We start from the raw sequence: 16,282 nt of genomic DNA on the forward strand, positions 1-16,282 counted from the left end.
GGGGTTACCAGCCCAGGTAGCTGCGGGTCAGCGCGGCGACCTGCTCGACGACCTTGATGCCGTCGGCCTGGGTGGGGTGGCCGTGCGACAGGACCGTCACCGCGGTGTCGGTCTTGTCGCCGCTGATGCGGCCGGTGCTGTTGACGATCCAGCGACCCTGCTCGGTGGAGCGCGAGAGCCAGCCGTTCTTCAGCGAGGTCCGCTCGCCGGAGAACGCCGTGGCGCTGACACCCCAGCTCTGGTCGGCGTTGACCGAGGCCATGAGCTGAAGGATGTAGTCGCGGGAGGACTCCTTCAGCGGGCTGTCGGCCGCGGTGAGCGCGGCGATCATCCTGTTCTGGTCCTTGGCCGTCGTGCGGGTCAGACCGAACGACTCGTCGGCGTCGGTGTCGTCAAGACCGAGCTCGTGGCAGGCCAGGCGCAGCCCGTCGGCGCCCCCGACGGCGGCGTACATCTTCACCGCCGCGTCGTTGTCACTCGCCTTGATCATCTTTTCGGCCCGTGTCCGCTCCTTGGCGGTGAGCTGACGCCCCTGGACCTGGGCCTGGAGCAGCAGCGCGGCCAGCAGCTCGACCTTCACCACGCTGGCCGCCTCGTACCGGCGGTCGCCCCGGAAGTCGAACCGGCGGCCGGTCCTGCGGTCGGTCACGGCGACCGAGAAGTCCGGCACCTTGGTCGCGTACAGCTCGAGCTCCGCGGTCAGGCGCGCCACCCGCTCCTGCCAGGAGCCGGTCGCCTTCGACTTGTCGACCAGATCGCCCTTCTGCGGCCCGGGATAGACGACGCCGGGGGCACGTTTGGCGTCGGGACCGAGGGTCCGCAGGTCGGCGGACTCGGGCCGGCCGACCTCCGCGGCCGGTGCCAGCGCCGGCGACCGGCCGCGGAGCGCCCCGGCGAGGAACTTGCGCCAGATCTCGTACGGCATCCCGTCGCCGTTGATGGCCTTGCCGTTCTTCAGGCGGATGGGTCCCGGCTTGTCACGGCCGACCCACGTCACGGCGGCGAGCCCGGACGCCCAGCCCGCCGTCCAGGCGTCGGACGAGTCGCCGGTGTCGGACCACTGCTGCGAGCCGGTCTTGGCCGCCGCGGGCACACCGGGGATCGGGCCGTCGTGCTTCACCACCTGCGCCAGGACGGCACCGACGTCCGCGGCCACGGCGCTCGAGAGCACCTCCACGGGCTCCGACTGGTGCTTGAACAGGGGTGAGCCGTTGGCCCGGGTCACCGTCTCGACGAAGTGCCGTTCCGTCCTGAGCCCACCACCGGCCAGGGTGGCGTAGAGCGTCGCCAGGTCGGCCGGGGCCACCGGATAACGGCCCAGAGCGATGTCCGAGCGAGTCTTTCCGGGCGCGGGCTCGCCCTTCACGTCGACCAGCGTCGGCTGCTTCCCGTACTTCTCGGGTACGCCCAGCCGCAGCGCGAGCTTGCGGACGCTGGCCGGGCCGATCTGCTCGGCCAGGGCGTAGTACGGGGTGTTGAGCGAGTGCACCATCGCGATGTCGAGCGGGCAGATCGGGCACTGCAGGTTGTCCTGGTTGTAGAGCGGCGCGCCACCGCGGTCGGTGAACTGCCGCGGCGAGGTTCCGTTGTAGAGCGACTGGTAGCCGATGTTTTGTTCCTCGGCGGCGGCGAGGACCACCGGCTTGAACGTCGAGGCGGGTGGCCGGGCGGCCAGCGCGTCGTCGAAGTAGCCGCGGCCACGGTCGCCGCCGTAGTAGGCGCGGACGCCGCCGTTCTGCGGGTCGAGGGCGACCAGCGCGGTCCGCAGCTCCTTCGGCTGGCCGCGCAGGGCCGTGCCGATCGCACCGGTGGCGGCCGCCTGCGCGGTGGCGTCGATCGTGGTCGTGACACGCAGCCCGCCCGTACGGATCTGCTGGCGGCTGATGCCTGCGGCCAGCAGCTCGTCCTCGACCCGGTCGGCGATCAGCCCCGCGGGGCCGCCGATGGTGCTCGCGGTGACCGATTCCGGCGCGACGGCCGGGTACGGCGTACGGTCGGCCGTGCCCTCGGGCAGCCAGCCCTGCTCGCTCATCGCCCGCAGGATCCACTTCCACCGCGTCTGTGCCCACTCGGGATCCGCGGCCGGGTCACCGCGCGTCGGGTCCTTGACCATCGCGGCGAGTACGGCCCCCTGGAAGCCCGTCAGCCGGTCGACCCCCGTGCCGAAATAGGCGCGGGCCGCGGCCTCGATGCCGTACGCGCCGCGCCCGAAGTAGATGGTGTTGAGGTAGCGCGAGAGGATCTCGTCCTTGCTGAACCGGTGCTCGACCTTCAGGGCGAGGGCGGCCTCCCGGCTCTTGCGGCTCACCGTCCGCTCCTGCGTCAGGTACGCGTTGCGGACGTACTGCTGGGTGATGGTGGACGCGCCCTGGCCGTCGTCGTGGACGATGTTCGTCCACAGTGCCCGCAGCAGCCCGCGGACGGAGACGCCGGAGTGCCCGTAGAAGCCGCGGTCCTCGGCGGCCAGGAACGCCTGCCGCACCGCCAGGGGTATCTTGTCCAGCCCGACGTCGGTGCGGTCGGTGGTCCCGATCCGGGCGAGCACGGTACGGCCGTCGCGGTAGTACAGCACCGACGCCTGTGGTGGCACCGGGTCCGGCGGCAGGTCCACACTCACCACGTACCCGGCGGCGGCGACGGTCAGCGACACCGTCAGCACCACGACGACGGCGACGGCCCGGCGGTACCACCGGGGTATTCGGACCCACCAGCTCAGGTAATTCCGCGGCTTGCGCTGTCCGGCTGACGGCATCGTGAGTCCCTTCGGAGTGGGTCATGCACCCTAAGGACGTACGAAGACGTGATTTGGTGTACAAAAACGACGAAAAACTTTCCAGTCGTCCCAGGGCAGCCGCCAGCCTTGCGCACGAATGTCAGGTAAGTGTCAGATCAGCCGGACCGGTTCAGGGCGACTCGCGCACGGCCGGGGGCAGCATCGCGGACCCGAGGAGGGCCAGCTTGTCGGCGGCGTCCGTGCCGGGGTCCGGGTGGTAGACGACGAGCATCATGCCGTCGGTCCCGGTGACGGCCAGCTTCTCCCTGTTGAGCCGGAGCTCGCCGACCTGCGGGTGATGGAAGGGCACCACCGCGCTGCCCCGGGACCGCACGTCGTGGCGGGCCCAGAGCTGACGGAAGAGCGGGCTGGCCAGCGACAGCTCGCCGACCAGCTCGATGAACCGGGGATCGCCGGTGTCGGTGCCGACCGCCTCACGGAAACCGGCGACCAGCCCGGCGGCGGCCTCCTCGAAATGCGGGAAGAAAAGGTCCTGCTCGCCCGGGTCCAGGAACACGTCCCGCAGCCGGTTGCCGCCCGGCACGAGACGGGGCGACAGTGCGCCGGCCGACGGGTTGGCGGCGAGGACGTCGAGGTAGCGGCCCTCGACAAACGCGGGCAACGGCAGCATCGCGACCAGTGCGGCCGTACCGGAAGGGAGGATCTCCTTGCGCGGCCGGCGGGACCGGCGGGGTCTGTCCGCCGCAAGACCGAGCAGGTACGCGGTGGAGACGTCGTCGAGGCGCAGGACCCGGGCGAGGGACTCGAGGACCTGCACCGACGGGTGGCGGTCGCGACCGCGTTCCAGGCGCAGGTAGTAGTCGGCGCTGATGCCGGCCAGCATCGCGACCTCCTCGCGCCGCAGGCCCGGCACCCGCCGCACACCGACGACGGGCACACCCGCCTCCTCGGGGGTGACGAGCTCACGGCGGGCGCGCAGAAAGGCGCCCAGCAGGTTCGGCTCCGCGGTCATGTCTTCACGGTAGGCGCGGGGAGGCGCTTCTGAGGGGGTCCTGCCGGACCCCCTCAGCGGTGGTCACTTCGTGGCGCGGCCGGTGAGCTTGTCACGGAGGCGGTCGACCAGACCGACGCCGGGGCCGACGAGCTTGTGGAAGAGCTCGTTGTTCGGTGCCGCGGGGTGCGGCCGGGTCGGCGCCAGCTTCTTGGCCGTCTCGACCTTGCCGGCGATCTCGACGAGCTCCTCGCGCGGCACCCGGCGGCGCAGCTCGGGGAACTGCTCGGACTCCTCGTCCTGGACGTGGTCGGCCAGGATCGTCTCGAGCTTGCGCAGCGCCTCGTCGAACTCGGTGCTGGAGACGTCGACGTCCTCCAGCCGCTTCATCGTCTCCTCGAGCTCCTTGTGCTCCTCGACGTCGTGCTCCACCGACTTGTCACCGTCCGGCAGGTACTTGCGCATCGCCGGGTAAACGTACATCTCCTCGGCGACCGCGTGGCGGACGAGCTCGCTGATCGCGGTGTCGGTCAGGTCCCGCCGGACCATCGGGTCGCGGACCGACCAGATCTCCGCGATCAGGGCCGTGACGTCGCGGTGGTCACTGGTCAGGACGTCCACCACGTCACCGGCAGGGGTACTCGTCATCACTGCTCCTCGAAAGCTCGTTCGTGCACAACTTCCGCCGACTACCCCGGTCCCCGCGATGTATGCGTCGTCAGTCCGCGGTGGAGAGAAGATGGCTGACCTCGGGCGGGCCGTCGGCGAGGGCCCGCGCCCGCTCCTCGGTGGCCTGGTCGGCGCCCGTCAGCCGGCCGGTGTGCTGGCGCAGGTGCTCGTCCCAGCTGGGCACCAGGTACACCTCGACGAAGCGTCCCGGATCCTCCCCGTCGCGGAACAGTCCCCACTGCACCGCGCCGGTCTGGAGCCGCGTACGGCGTACGCCCTGCATGGCCTCGACGAAAGCGTCCTCGTGTTCCGGGCTCACCGGATAGCCGGCGGTGACCAGGACCGGGCCGTCGTACTTCGCGGGCTCCAGCTCCAGGTGCGGCTCGGGCCAGTAGACGGCCGGCTCCCTGTTCAGCGAAGTGGTGTCCTTCAGCGGCCACCAGCGCAGGGTCAGCGCGCCGGCCAGCATCAGCGCGGCCGCCACCAGGTGCGCGGTGACCAGCCCGGCGCCGTCGGAGAGCGCACCCCAGGCCAGCGCCCCGGCGGCCTGCGCCCCGGCGAAGATCATCTGGTAGACGGCCAGACCACGGGCCCGGACCCAGTTCGGCAGGAACAGCTGCATGGAGGCGTTCACACTGGAGAGCACCATGACCCAGGCGATGCCGGCCGGCAGCAGCGCCGCGACGACGACGGCCTCCGAGCGGCCCAGCGCGAGCACGGTGAGCACCACGGCAAAACCGATGCCGGCCACCAGCAGCAGGCGGTTCAGCGACCAGCGGGCCCGCAACTGCGGGAGCAGCAGCGCGCCCGCCACGGCGCCGACACCGACCGCGCCGAGCAGGACGCCGTAACCGCCGGAGCCCAGACCGAGGCGGCGGCTGGCGACCAGCGGGAGCAACGCCCAGAGCGCGCTGCCGGGGACCAGGAACAGCGCCGCGCGCAACAGGATGCGCCGGACCACGGGGGAGTGCCGCACGTACCGGCTGCCGGACCGGACGGCGGCCGTGAAGCGCTCGGGCACGATGCCCGGGTCCGCCGCCGCGCGCCGCCAGCGCAGCAGGACGAGGGCGAAGACCACGAACGACAGCGTGTTGAGCGCGAAGACCACCCCGGCGCCGGTCCGCGCGATCAGCAGACCGGCCACCGCGGGGCCGACCGCCCGGGCCAGGTTCATGCTGATCGCGCCGAGGGCGGAGGCCGACGCGAGCTGATTGCGCGGGACCAGCTCGGGAATGACGGCCTGCCACGCCGGTCCGGTCAGCGCCTGACCGGCACCGAGGACAAACGTCAGGGTCAGCAGGAGCGTCGCCGGCATCCGGCCGGTCAGGGTGAGCACGGTCAGCACCACACCCACGGCGACCAGGAACGTCTGGACGGCGATCAGCAACCGGCGCCGGTCGAAGGTGTCGGCCAGCGCACCGGACGGCAGCGCGAGCAGGACGATCGGCAGCGTGCTGGCGGTCTGCACGATCGCCACCAGCGTGTCCGAGCCGGACTCCTCCACCAGCAGCCATTGGGCGCCGACGGTCTGCATCCAGGTGCCGATGTTGCTGGCCAGCAGGGCCAGCCACAGACTGCGGAACGCGGCGATACGCAACGGTCCCCACGCCGTCGGGGCGGTGGCGGGGACGGTGGCAGGACCGGCGCTCATCATCCCCCGTTACCCCGGGGCCGCTCGATCTACCGTGACGATCTCGTCCCCGCGCCGGCTCGAGGGGCGGCGCGACGTGACAACGGCTGCCATGATGACGCGCGATGATCGAGCTGATCGGATTGACCAAGTCCTACGGGCGGGTCCGTGCCGTCGACGACGTGACGTTCTCGGCCGTGCCCGGGCGCGTGACCGGCTTCCTCGGGCTCAACGGGTCCGGCAAGACGACCACACTGCGGATGCTGCTCGGCCTGACCCGGCCGACCTCCGGCGTCGCACTGATCGACAAGGTGCGCTTCCAGAAGCTCAGCCACCCGGCCCGGCAGGTCGGTGCCGTCCTGGAGCAGGGCATCGCCCACCCCGGGCAGAGCGGCCGGGCCCACCTGACCACCCAGGCCATCCTCGCCGGCACCGGCCGTGACCGGGTCGACGACCTGCTGGAACAGGTGGGACTCGGCGACGCCGCCGAGCAACGCTGCGGTGAGTACTCGCTCGGCATGCGACAGCGGCTCGCGGTGGCGACGGCCCTGCTGGGCGACCCGTCGGTGCTGATCATGGACGAGCCGGCCAACGGTCTTGATCCCGAGGGCATCGCCTGGCTGCGGGAGCTGCTGCGCGAGCACGCGCACGGCGGCGGCACGGTGCTGATCTCCAGTCACCTGCTGGCCGAGCTGGCCCAGCTCATCGACGACGTCGTCATCATCGCGGACGGCTCGATCCGGTACGCCGCGCCGCTGGACGAGCTCTACGGCTCCACGTCGGCCCGCCTGCGCGTCCGCGGCCGTGACCCGGAGACGCTGCTGCGGGTGTACGAGGAGGCGGGGGCGACGGTGGGCACGGACGGTGAGGGGCTCGAGGTGGTCGGTCTGACACCGGAGGACGCCGGTGAGATCGCCTTCGAGGCCGGGGTGCCGCTCTACGAGCTGGCGGTCGACGCGCCCAACCTCGAGCAGATCTTCCTCGACCTGGTGAGCACCGCCCCGGCCGCGGAGCCCGTCCGATGATCGAGGTCGTGCGCAGCGAGCTGTACCGCATGTCGACCGTCCGGTCCAGCGCGATGTCGCTCGCGGTCTTCACCGCCGCCGGCATTCTCCTCAGCCTGGTCGGTTCCGACTTCTGGGCGCTGCTCGCGGGCGTGGGGGCGTTCGGGTTCGGGGTCACCGGCGTCTCGCAGCACTATCAGCACCGGACGGCAGTGCTGCTCTACCTGGCCCGGCCGCGGCGGCTGCGGGTGCTCCTCGGCCAGCTCGTCACCGCCCTGATCGTGAGCGTCGGATTCACCGCTGTCAGCGGTGGCGTCGTGTTCGTCCAGGGCAGCCGTGAACGGTTCCTGATCACCCTGGTCGTCGCCCCGATCCTGGCCCTGCTGGGCGCCGCGGCCGCGGCCATCGTGCGCAGCGCGACGTTCCTCTTCGTCGGCTTCGCGGTCTGGGTCATCTTCGTGGAAGCCATGTACGGCAAGATGCAGGAGCCGCTGCCGTTCTCGGCCTACCTGGACGCGGCCACCGGCGACGTGAAAAAACTCCTGATCCTCCTGGGCTGGACCCTCGCCACGATCGTCGGCGCCGCGTTCGCGATCAGGCGGGACCTGAACAGCGACTGAGGTCAGCGGGCCCGGTGGGTCCACTTCCACACCGTCTGCTGCACGATCAGGGTCAGCACACCGGCGCTGATGATCGCCGCGAGGTTGATGACCAGCTGCAGGGCGGACCCGGAGGCCTCGCTGCGCACGCCGTAGGCGACCGCGACCGCGACGTTGGCCGCGGCGGGCACGGTGGTCACCGAGATCAGCACGCCGACGAGGGTGCCGGCCTTCGCGGAGGTCAGCGACAGGATCCCCGCGACACCGCCGAGGAAGCCGACCACCCACGACAGCGCGTCCGGCCGCCAGATGAAATCGGTCAGGGGCCGCTCGTCGAGCAGCATCGACTTGTCGACGAGCCCGGCCGCGGTCAGCAGCCACACGGCCAGCACGGTGACCGCCATGCCGACGGGGAAGCCGACGCCGAGCGCGAGCAGGGAGTTCCGGACCAGCACCGTCTTGCGCTGCACGACACCCACGCAGAGTGCGGCCAGCGGGCCGAACTCCGGTCCGACGACCATCGAGCCGACGATCAGGATCGGCTGGTCGAGCAGCACCCCGATGCCGGCGATCACCGTGGCGATGATCATGAAGGCCAGGAACGACGCCGACAGGGTCGTCTCCTCGCCCGTCTGCTGCTCGATCTCCTCCCACACCACCGCGTCGACGCCCAGGCCGGGAGTGTCGCGGGCAGCCGCGTCGGCGGAGGCGGACAGAGACGTCTGCACGCGCTCGACCACGATGGCGCCGTCGCGGTCCAGCCCCAGCTCCTGGAGCTGATCGAGCACCGTGCTGGCGCCCTCCCGGACGACGTCGAACTCCAGCACGTCACCCTGCGGCGAATGCGCGGCGCCGGCGAGGACCACGACGTGCGTGACGGCAGTGTCGGCGGTCAGCAGGCTCAGCACCTCGGGTGTGCGCTCGCCGGGGGCGATTACACGTACGTGCAGCATCGGTGCTCCCATGATCACGGTGAATCGTGAGTGTAAGACTCAGGTTCCGGGGCGCCGCGCCGATGAAGGCAGGCGTGGAGACCACGAAGCGGCCTGGGTGGGACACCCTCGGCCTGATGGTGCTGCTGGTGCTGGGGATCATCGCACTCGCGGCGATCCCGCTGTCCGGGGCGTCGGACTCGCTCGTGTTCGTCACCATCACCGGCTTCTCCCAGCTGGTCTTCGCGACCCTCGCCCTGGGATTTGCCGTCCGGACCGCCCGGCTCAAGACCCTGACCCCCCGCGTACGCCGCGCCTGGCTGCTGATGCTGCCCTCGTACGCGCTGTGGCCGGTCACCATCGTCCTGTACGGGATCTTCCCGGGCCAGGAGTTCCCCAGCCCGCCGGACGTGCTGCGGCTGCTGATCCCGCCCGCCACGCTGATCGGCATCCTGTCCTTCGCGCGGATCCCGGCCGCCCCTGCCGAGCGGGCCAAACTGCGCCTGGACGCCGGGCTCGTGGGTGTCGGATCGGCCATGGTGCTGTGGTACCTGATGGTCAGCCCCGCCCTGGCGGACAGCTCGGTCGGCTGGCGTGAGCTCGTGCCGAGTGTGATCCACCCGCTCACGGGAGCCGCGCTCCTCTTCGGGATCGGCGTCGTGCTGATGCGGGGCCCGCAGGCCGCCGCGTCCCGCCGGCCCCTGCTCGCCATCGTCGCCGCGACCCTGCTCATCCTGACCGGGGACGCCGTACGGGCGTACACGCTCAACAGCGGCGGCCCGGTGATCCCGACCGTGCTGCAGAGCAGCCTGTGGACCGGCGGCGTTTTTGTCCTCATGCTCGCGCCCTACGTGCAGGCCTGGTACGCCCGCCGCCCCGAGGCGAGCCGCTCCGGTACGGACCTGCGGGCCACGCCGCGCCCGCCGCGGTGGCCCTACCTGACCGTGCTGCCCGGGTACGCCCTGCTGTTGATCACGGTCGGCATCCGGGATCCGTTCCCGGCCGGCGGTCTCATCGTCGGCGCGCTGATCGTCTCGACGCTCGCCTTCGCCCGGCAGATGGTGTCCGCCCAGGAGAGCCGCCGCCTGGCCGTGACCGACGGCCTGACCGGGCTGGCCAACCGCGTCCAGCTCTACGAGGCACTGCCCCGCGCCCTGGCCCGGGCCGGCCGCAACGGCACCCGCGTCGGCGTGCTGATCATCGACATGAACGGCTTCAAGCAGGTCAACGACACGCTCGGCCACCAGGCCGGCGACCAGTTGCTGATCGGCTTCGGCGAGCTGCTCCGCCGCTGCGTGCTGGGTTCCGACCTGGTGGCCCGGCTCGGCGGTGACGAGTTCACCGTGGTGCTGCCGGACATCAGCGACGAGGTGCAGGCCCAGGCCGTGATCAGGCGCATCCGTGCCGCCATGGCCGAACCGATCGACGTCGGCCCGACCATGGTCCAGCCGAACGCGAGCATCGGCATGGCCATCTCCGCACCCGGCGAACTGGCCATGGACGAGTTGCTCCACCGCGCCGACCTCGCCATGTACGAGACGAAGAACAGCAGGAACGCCGTTCGGCCCTGACTCTCGTTGATCACGGTAGGAACACCCACGCCTACCGTCCTCAGGAGTACGACATGCTCTCGCGCTGCCTTTCCCGGCTCGCCGCAGTGGCCGCCACGACGTTCGTGGCCGGCGCCGGTCTCACGACCCCGGCGTCCGCGGCGGTCACCTACGACCCCGGGACCAAAGCGGGCTTCGTCGCTCGAGCCGACGTGCAGAAGGCCTTCGGCTGGAGCAGCGCGAAGCTGACCTCGCGGGCGCCCGGTGTCGTCTTCGCCCACGAGTTCTGGACCGACGACACCTACACCGCGTCGTGCGGCAAGAAGCCCTTCCCGGTCGTGCACCACAAGCAGTACGGCCGCTTCGAACTGGCCGGCACCGTCACGTACGCCGGTGACCGCGGCGCTGCGGCGTACCGGGGGAAATTGATCGGTTTCCGGATCACGGGCCCCCGCTTCGGCATCTCGGGCACCTCCGTGCCACCCGCCGTCGGCCAGCCCTGCCCCCGCGGCCACACCCCGGGCGCCACCATCGACAAGATCCGCCTCGTGTCGTCGGCGACCGGCTGGTCCCTCGTGGCCACCTCCGGCACCACCAGCCGCGTACTCACGGCGAAGCAGACACCGCCCGCCCGGCCGGCGAGTCCTCGGCCGGCCTGATCACACAGAACTCGTTGCCCTGCGGATCGGCCAGGACCGCGGTCAGGAAACCGTCGTCGTCGTGCGCGGGATCGACGACCCGGGCCCCGGCCGCGACCAGCCGCCCCACCTCGGCGTCGACGTCACGCACCTGCAGATCCAGATGCATGCGGTTCTTGCCGGCCTTGGCCTCGGGCACCTGCTGCAACAGCAGATCGGGCCACCGCCCACCGGGGTCGCTGAGCCGCACATAGGGCACCTCGAACCGGTGGCGCTCATAACCGAGGGCGGCCGTCCAGAAACCCGCGAGCGCGTCCGCATCAACACAATCCAGCACCATCACGAGGCGCATGACTCCCCCTCCCGAGGCTGTTTCGCCTGCACGCTATCGGGAAGGCGCGGGCGATGCGCGTGCTGACGTACAACCTCTGGGGGAGGCGCGGGGACTGGCCGGCGCGGCGTGCTGTCATGGCCGCCGAGCTGCGGCGTCTGCAGCCGGATCTGGCGGTGCTGCAGGAGACGGTGGTGCTGGACGGCTACGACCAAGTTGTCGACCTGCTCGGTGCGGACTACCACGTCGTGCACCAGCAGGGCCGTACCGCGGACGGCACGGGCGCCTCGATCGCCAGCCGCTGGCCGGTGACCGACGTCCGCCAGCACTATCTCCACGTCACCTCGCGGGTCGACACCGCCGAGCCGTGGATCGGCAGTGTCGTGCTGGTGGACGTCGAGGCGCCCCCGCCGTACGGGCGGATTCTCCTGACGCACTTCAAGCCTTCGTGGCAGTTCGCCCTGGCCCACGAGCGGGAGCTGCAGGCGGTGGCGCCCGCCCGCCTGGTGGAGCAGGCGGTGGCCGCCGACGCACCCGATCATGTGATCCTCGCGGGTGACTTCGATGCCGCCCCGGAGTCGTCGATGGTCCGTTTCTGGTCCGGCCGGCAGTCGCTGGGGGAGACCAGTGTGGCGTACCGCGACGCCTGGGAGGACGCGAACGGTGTCGAGGGCGGTCTCACCTTCGTCCCGGAGAATCCGCTGCGGGAGCAGGGCGACATCCGGTTCGAAATCGGCCGGCGCATCGATTACGTCTTCGTCCGGGCCGATCGGTGGGGCCGACGCTGAGGGTCGCCGAATGCTCCCGGGTGCTGGTGGAAGCGGTCGACGGCGTCTGGGCCAGTGACCACTTCGGTGTCAGCGCGCGGCTGGAAGCGCCCGTTTGAGCGGGGGGTAAGCGGGAATGCGTGCCGCCATGGTGAGTCGATTCGAGCAATGGACGTTGGATGTCCACGATGTCGAACGTCAGGCGGCTTTCTGGTCGGCGGTGCTGGGTTATCGCATCGAGCGCGGTGATGACGGGGACGCCCATCTGTGGCCGCGGGACGGTGGTGGGCTCAGTGTGTGGCTGCAGCCGACCGACGCCCCGAAGGCCGGGAAGAACCGTGACCATCCTGACCTGGTCGTCGCCGACGGGGACCTCGAGGCCGAGGTGGACCGCCTGCTGGCTCTCGGCGCGACGCGGGCCGACGTGGGTCAGAAGGGCGACGAGGGCTTCACGGTGCTCGCCGACCCCGAGGGCAACGAGTTCTGCCTGCTGCACCGGCGCTGACGAGGTACAGCTAGCTGTACCAAGGTCGGGTAGTTGCCGGGATCGATGCCTGCGGCCTGGGAAAATAGCGTTGTTCCCATGACGACGACAAAGAAGTTCCGGAACGTGACGGTCGCTCTCGGCACCGCGGTGGTGCTCGTGGCAGGTGCGGGGGTCGCCGACGCCGCGGTGACGGAGAAGCCCGTGACGGCGACGCAGCAGGCCGGCTGGCACGGCATCACCCGGGAGGCGGTCCGGATCGACTTCGGGCAGGGCTGGGTCACCGAGGGTGAGCTCACCTACCCGACCCGGTCCAAGGGCCGGCTGCCGGTGGTCGTGATGCTGCACGGCAGCGGGCACAACGACATGAACCAGACGCTGCCGGAGGGCGGCTCGACGTTCGTGCCGCTGGCTCAGGCGGCCGGTCGTGAGGGCTTCGCGACGCTGCGCTTCAACAAGCGGGGTGTGACCGGTATCGGCCCGGTGGAGAGCACCGACCCGGCCCAGCTGGCGCCGAAGAACCCGTACAACCGGATCCAGCAGGACGCGTCGGCGGCGATCCGGTTCGCGGCGAAGTCGCCGCACGTCGACCCGTCGAAGATCTTCCTGCTCGGGCACAGCGAGGGCACCAACGTGGCCGCGAACCTCGCGTCCGATCCGAAGAAGTACGGCATCCCGAAGCCGGCCGGTGTCATCGAGATGGGTGTGGTCGGCCTCGACATCAAGAACCTGCTGACGCTGCAGATCTTCGGCCGCCTGCTGCTGCAGATGCACGACGAGTTCGACGTGGACGCCGACGGGCAGCTGACGGCCACCGAGGCGGTCAACGGTCTCGCCGCCCAGCCGAAGGAGCTCGCCGACCAGTTCCGTACCGTGCTGCTCGACGGCAAGAAGGTCCTGGCCTCGACCGACACCAACCACGACGGTCAGGTCGCCATCGACGCCGAGGCCGGCCCGGTGCTGCGCAAGTCCACCGGCATCGACGCCTACCCGAACGTCCCGGGTCTGGACCAGGCGCTGGTCGACTACCTCAACGACATCGCCCGGTTCCCGACGGTCTCGCAGGCTCTGCCGAAGTTCTCCGGCCCGACGCTGCTGCTCAACGGTGAGAACGACCTCCAGACCCCGGCGCGTGCCGCCCTGGTCGCCGACGCCGCCATCGCCAAGGCCGGCAACAAGGACCACAAGATCGTCATCTACCCGGGCATGGCCCACACGATGAACATCACCCCGAAGTTCACACCGGTCTTCGGTGAGCCCGACCGCCAGGTCGTCACCGAGATCCAGGGCTGGCTCAAAGCCCGCCGCTGATCCCCGGGCACATGCAGCGAGGGCGGCCACCGATGTCGGTGGCCGCCCTCGGGTGTGTCCGGTGGATCAGTTGTCGGCGTTCTTGGTCAGGACCTTGAACGCGGAGTCGAGCTCGACGTCGTACTCGACGTTGTCCGCGCCACGGACCTCGACCTCGTAGGCAGCGCCGTCGTCGCCCGCCTCGACCTGCAGGACCGTTCCGCCGCTGACGGCACCCAGAGCGGCCTTCTCGGCCGAGGTCCGCTCGGTGTCCGAGAGCACCCGGTCGGGGGTGTCGGTGCCGTCCTCGGTGTCGGCCTTCTGCGTGACCACGGCAAGGTTCTTGTCCAGCGCGACGTCCACCTCGGTGCCGTCGGCCTTACGGACCTCGACCTCGTACGCCTGACCGGCGTCGTCACTGGTCTCGACATCGGTCGCGGTGCCGCCACCGGCCGCCTGCACGGCCGCCGCGGCGACACGGTCGCGGTCGCCGCCCTGGACGTCGGCGTCGGCGCTGGCCGCGGTGGCCCACACGGTGCCGCCCACGCCCAGGAGAGCCGCGGCGGCGACGGTGGTGACGATGACGCGCTTGCTGCGGAGCTTGGCGGTGTTCATGGAGTGACCTCTCTCGGTTCGGCTGGTGACAAGAGGCAGCTTGCCGGGAGGTCCCTGAATCTCACCTGAACGCCGCTGAAAGGCCGTTCAGGCGGGCAGCCGGACCACGAACCGCGCGCCCCCGGAGACGGTGACACTGCCGTCGTGAGCAGCAACGATCTCCTTGACGATGGCCAGGCCGAGACCGCTGCCACCGGCATCACGGGCCCGGGCCTCGTCCAGCCGGACGAACCGTTCGAAGACCCGTTCGCGCTGGTCGGCGGGGATGCCGGCGCCGTCGTCCTCGACGACGAGCTCGGCGTGGCCGCCGGTGCTGCGCGTCGAGACGGTCACCTTGCTCGTGGCGTGCCGGGCGGCGTTGTCGACGAGGTTGCGGACCACCTGGGCGAGGGCGAGCTGGTCACCGCGTACGCGGGCGCCGCTGATCCCGGAGGTGTCGATCACCAGGCCGGACCGGCGGACCCGGCGGGCCTCGGCCAGGGCCAGGTCGTCGAGGTCGACGTCCTGACGTACGCGGGTGACAGCACCGTCGTCGGCCCGGGTGAGCAGCAACAGCTGATCGACGAGCCGTTGCATGCGCGCGGACTCCTCCAGCACCGCGGCGGCCAGCTCGCCCTCGGGCAGGGCGCCGGGATGGGCGGTGGCGACCTCGGCGACCTGACGGATGCCGGCCAGGGGTGAACGCAGCTCGTGGGAGGCGTCCGCAACGAACCGCTGCTGCCGGACGCGTGAGCTTTCCAGCCGGCCCAGCATCTGGTTCATGGTCCGGGCCAGCCGGTGGATCTCGTCGCGGGTGTGCGGCTCGGGCACCCGGCGTTCCAGGCGGTCACCGGTGATGTCCTCGACCTCGCGCCGGATGCGTTCGACCGGGGCCAGTGCTCGCGTCACCACCACCCAGGTCGTACCGCCGACCAGGACGAGGAGCAGGGGCAGGCCGATGAGCAGCGGAGGGATCAGCGCGGAGGTGGTGTCACCTACCTCCTCGAGGGAGGCGCGCACCGTGATCGTGTAGTCCGCGGCGTCCTCGGTCGCCTCGACCGAGGCCTGGTCACCGTCGAGCGGCGGCGAGGACCGCACGACCGTGCCGGCGGCGTCGGTGATCTGCCACGAGACGTCCTCGTCGTCGCTGTCGTCGGCCTGCTCCTGCGGCGGCAGCCCGGTGGTTTCCACCTGCGCCGCCAGGTCGGAGGCGCGCTGCTCGGCGGTGGCTTCCACGCCGTCGCGGAGCGAGCCGCGTACCAGAAGGACCAGGGTGAAGGCTCCCGCCAGCAGGGCGGCGGCGACCACGAGGACGGCCGCGGCTGTGGTCCGCAGCCGGACCGAGGCCCGGCCCGCCCGGCCGTCAGCCACCGTCGCTCGCCAACCGGTAACCCGCGCCCCGCAGGGTCTGGATCGCCTCGCGGCCGAACGGGCGGTCGACCTTGTTGCGCAGGTGCCGGATGTAGACCTCGACGATGTTCGGGTCGCCGTCGAAGTCCGCGTCCCACACCGCGTCGAGGATCTGCCGCTTCGAGACGACGTCCCCGGTGTTCCGGGCCAGATAGAGGAGCAGCGAGAACTCCCGGGCGGTCAGATCGAGCTCGGTGTCACCCCGCCGGACCCGCCGCGCGGCCGGATCGATCCGGATGTCACCGGCCTCCAGCTGCGTCGGCCGCTCCCGCGCGCCGCGCCGCGACACCGCCCGCAGCCGGGCCACGAGCACCGGGAACGAGAACGGCTTGGTCAGATAGTCGTCGGCGCCGGTGTCGAGCCCCTCCACCTGATCCCACTCGCCGTCCTTGGCGGTGAGCATCACGATCGGCGTCCAGTCCTTCTCCTCGCGCAGCGTCGAGCAGATGCGGTAGCCGTTCAGGCCCGGCAGCATCAGATCGAGCACGATCACGTCGTACTCGTTCTCGCGGGCGAGCCAGAGCCCGTCGATGCCGTTCTCGGCCAGATCGACGGCAAAACCCTCGGCCTCCAGCCCCACCCGCAGGGACCAGCCGAGCCGTTTTTCGTCCTCGACCACGAGTACGCGCATCCGGCCATCCTCCCGCACCCGAACTGAA

The 16,282-nt window shown here is 70.9% G+C and carries 16 protein-coding genes; 7 read left to right on the top strand and 9 right to left on the bottom strand.

Annotation, left to right across the window (positions count from 1 at the left end; translation table 11 throughout):
* Window positions 1-4: 4 nt before the first annotated feature.
* The 4 genes from AFR_RS15440 to AFR_RS15455 form a co-directional block, all read right to left on the bottom strand.
* Window positions 5-2,752, bottom strand: coding sequence for a transglycosylase domain-containing protein (locus tag AFR_RS15440; RefSeq protein WP_023361412.1), 2,748 nt, complete (start codon window positions 2,750-2,752; stop codon window positions 5-7).
* A 151-nt stretch (window positions 2,753-2,903) separates the two neighbouring features.
* On the bottom strand, window positions 2,904-3,746 hold the full coding sequence (locus tag AFR_RS15445) for a helix-turn-helix domain-containing protein (RefSeq protein ID WP_023361413.1): 843 nt from the start codon (window positions 3,744-3,746) through the stop codon (window positions 2,904-2,906).
* Between the two features lie 63 nt (window positions 3,747-3,809).
* Complete coding sequence (locus tag AFR_RS15450; RefSeq protein ID WP_023361414.1) at window positions 3,810-4,373, bottom strand: hemerythrin domain-containing protein; 564 nt, start codon at window positions 4,371-4,373, stop codon at window positions 3,810-3,812.
* Window positions 4,374-4,443: 70 nt separating this feature from the next.
* Complete coding sequence (locus AFR_RS15455) at window positions 4,444-6,045, bottom strand: MFS transporter (RefSeq protein ID WP_148307969.1); 1,602 nt, start codon at window positions 6,043-6,045, stop codon at window positions 4,444-4,446.
* A 104-nt stretch (window positions 6,046-6,149) separates the two neighbouring features.
* On the opposite strand from AFR_RS15455, the gene AFR_RS15460 reads away from it, so the two are divergent.
* Complete coding sequence (locus AFR_RS15460) at window positions 6,150-7,049, top strand: ABC transporter ATP-binding protein (RefSeq protein ID WP_023361416.1); 900 nt, start codon at window positions 6,150-6,152, stop codon at window positions 7,047-7,049.
* Window positions 7,046-7,648 carry a hypothetical protein gene (locus tag AFR_RS15465; RefSeq protein WP_023361417.1) on the top strand — a complete coding sequence of 201 codons (603 nt, stop codon included), beginning with the start codon at window positions 7,046-7,048 and terminating at the stop codon, window positions 7,646-7,648. Before AFR_RS15460 ends, AFR_RS15465 begins: the two co-directional genes overlap by 4 nt.
* Before the next feature lie 2 nt (window positions 7,649-7,650).
* On the opposite strand, the gene AFR_RS15470 is transcribed toward AFR_RS15465, so the two are convergent.
* Window positions 7,651-8,580, bottom strand: coding sequence for a DUF389 domain-containing protein (locus AFR_RS15470; RefSeq protein WP_023361418.1), 930 nt, complete (start codon window positions 8,578-8,580; stop codon window positions 7,651-7,653).
* A gap of 74 nt (window positions 8,581-8,654) precedes the next feature.
* On the opposite strand from AFR_RS15470, the gene AFR_RS15475 reads away from it, so the two are divergent.
* Both AFR_RS15475 and AFR_RS15480 read left to right on the top strand, forming a co-directional pair.
* Window positions 8,655-10,130 (top strand): GGDEF domain-containing protein, encoded by a 1,476-nt coding sequence (locus AFR_RS15475; protein ID WP_023361419.1) that lies wholly within the window; start codon window positions 8,655-8,657, stop codon window positions 10,128-10,130.
* A gap of 53 nt (window positions 10,131-10,183) precedes the next feature.
* Window positions 10,184-10,768, top strand: a complete 585-nt coding sequence (locus AFR_RS15480) for a hypothetical protein (protein ID WP_023361420.1) — start codon at window positions 10,184-10,186, stop codon at window positions 10,766-10,768.
* Here AFR_RS15480 and AFR_RS15485 read toward each other — a convergent pair.
* A complete protein-coding gene (locus tag AFR_RS15485; RefSeq protein ID WP_023361421.1) occupies window positions 10,716-11,099 on the bottom strand; it encodes a VOC family protein in 384 nt (127 codons plus the stop codon). The two genes, AFR_RS15480 and AFR_RS15485, sit on opposite strands and share 53 nt — an antisense overlap.
* A 53-nt stretch (window positions 11,100-11,152) precedes the next feature.
* Between AFR_RS15485 and AFR_RS15490 the strand changes: the two genes are divergently transcribed.
* The 3 genes from AFR_RS15490 to AFR_RS15500 all read left to right on the top strand — a co-directional run bounded on the left by AFR_RS15490 (window position 11,153) and on the right by AFR_RS15500 (window position 13,640).
* The gene (locus AFR_RS15490) at window positions 11,153-11,866 is read left to right on the top strand and encodes an endonuclease/exonuclease/phosphatase family protein (protein ID WP_023361422.1); all 714 of its coding nucleotides are present in this window, start codon (window positions 11,153-11,155) and stop codon (window positions 11,864-11,866) included.
* Window positions 11,867-12,020: 154 nt separating this feature from the next.
* Entirely contained in the window at window positions 12,021-12,350 is a 330-nt protein-coding gene (locus tag AFR_RS15495; protein WP_023361423.1) for a VOC family protein, read from the top strand.
* Window positions 12,351-12,428: 78 nt separating this feature from the next.
* Window positions 12,429-13,640: an alpha/beta hydrolase gene (locus tag AFR_RS15500; protein ID WP_023361424.1), complete on the top strand. Its 1,212-nt coding sequence runs from the start codon at window positions 12,429-12,431 to the stop codon at window positions 13,638-13,640.
* 66 nt (window positions 13,641-13,706) lie between these two features.
* Here AFR_RS15500 and AFR_RS43645 read toward each other — a convergent pair whose 3' ends face one another.
* From AFR_RS43645 to AFR_RS15515, 3 genes are all read right to left on the bottom strand, one after another.
* The gene (locus AFR_RS43645) at window positions 13,707-14,234 is read right to left on the bottom strand and encodes a PepSY domain-containing protein (protein WP_023361425.1); all 528 of its coding nucleotides are present in this window, start codon (window positions 14,232-14,234) and stop codon (window positions 13,707-13,709) included.
* Between the two features lie 87 nt (window positions 14,235-14,321).
* Complete coding sequence (locus tag AFR_RS15510) at window positions 14,322-15,584, bottom strand: sensor histidine kinase (RefSeq protein WP_023361426.1); 1,263 nt, start codon at window positions 15,582-15,584, stop codon at window positions 14,322-14,324.
* Window positions 15,577-16,254: a response regulator transcription factor gene (locus AFR_RS15515; RefSeq protein ID WP_023361427.1), complete on the bottom strand. Its 678-nt coding sequence runs from the start codon at window positions 16,252-16,254 to the stop codon at window positions 15,577-15,579. Before AFR_RS15515 ends, AFR_RS15510 begins: the two co-directional genes overlap by 8 nt.
* Window positions 16,255-16,282 lie beyond the last annotated feature (28 nt).

It is taken from the genome of Amorphoplanes friuliensis DSM 7358 (assembly GCF_000494755.1).
GTDB classification, from domain to species: domain Bacteria; phylum Actinomycetota; class Actinomycetes; order Mycobacteriales; family Micromonosporaceae; genus Actinoplanes; species Actinoplanes friuliensis.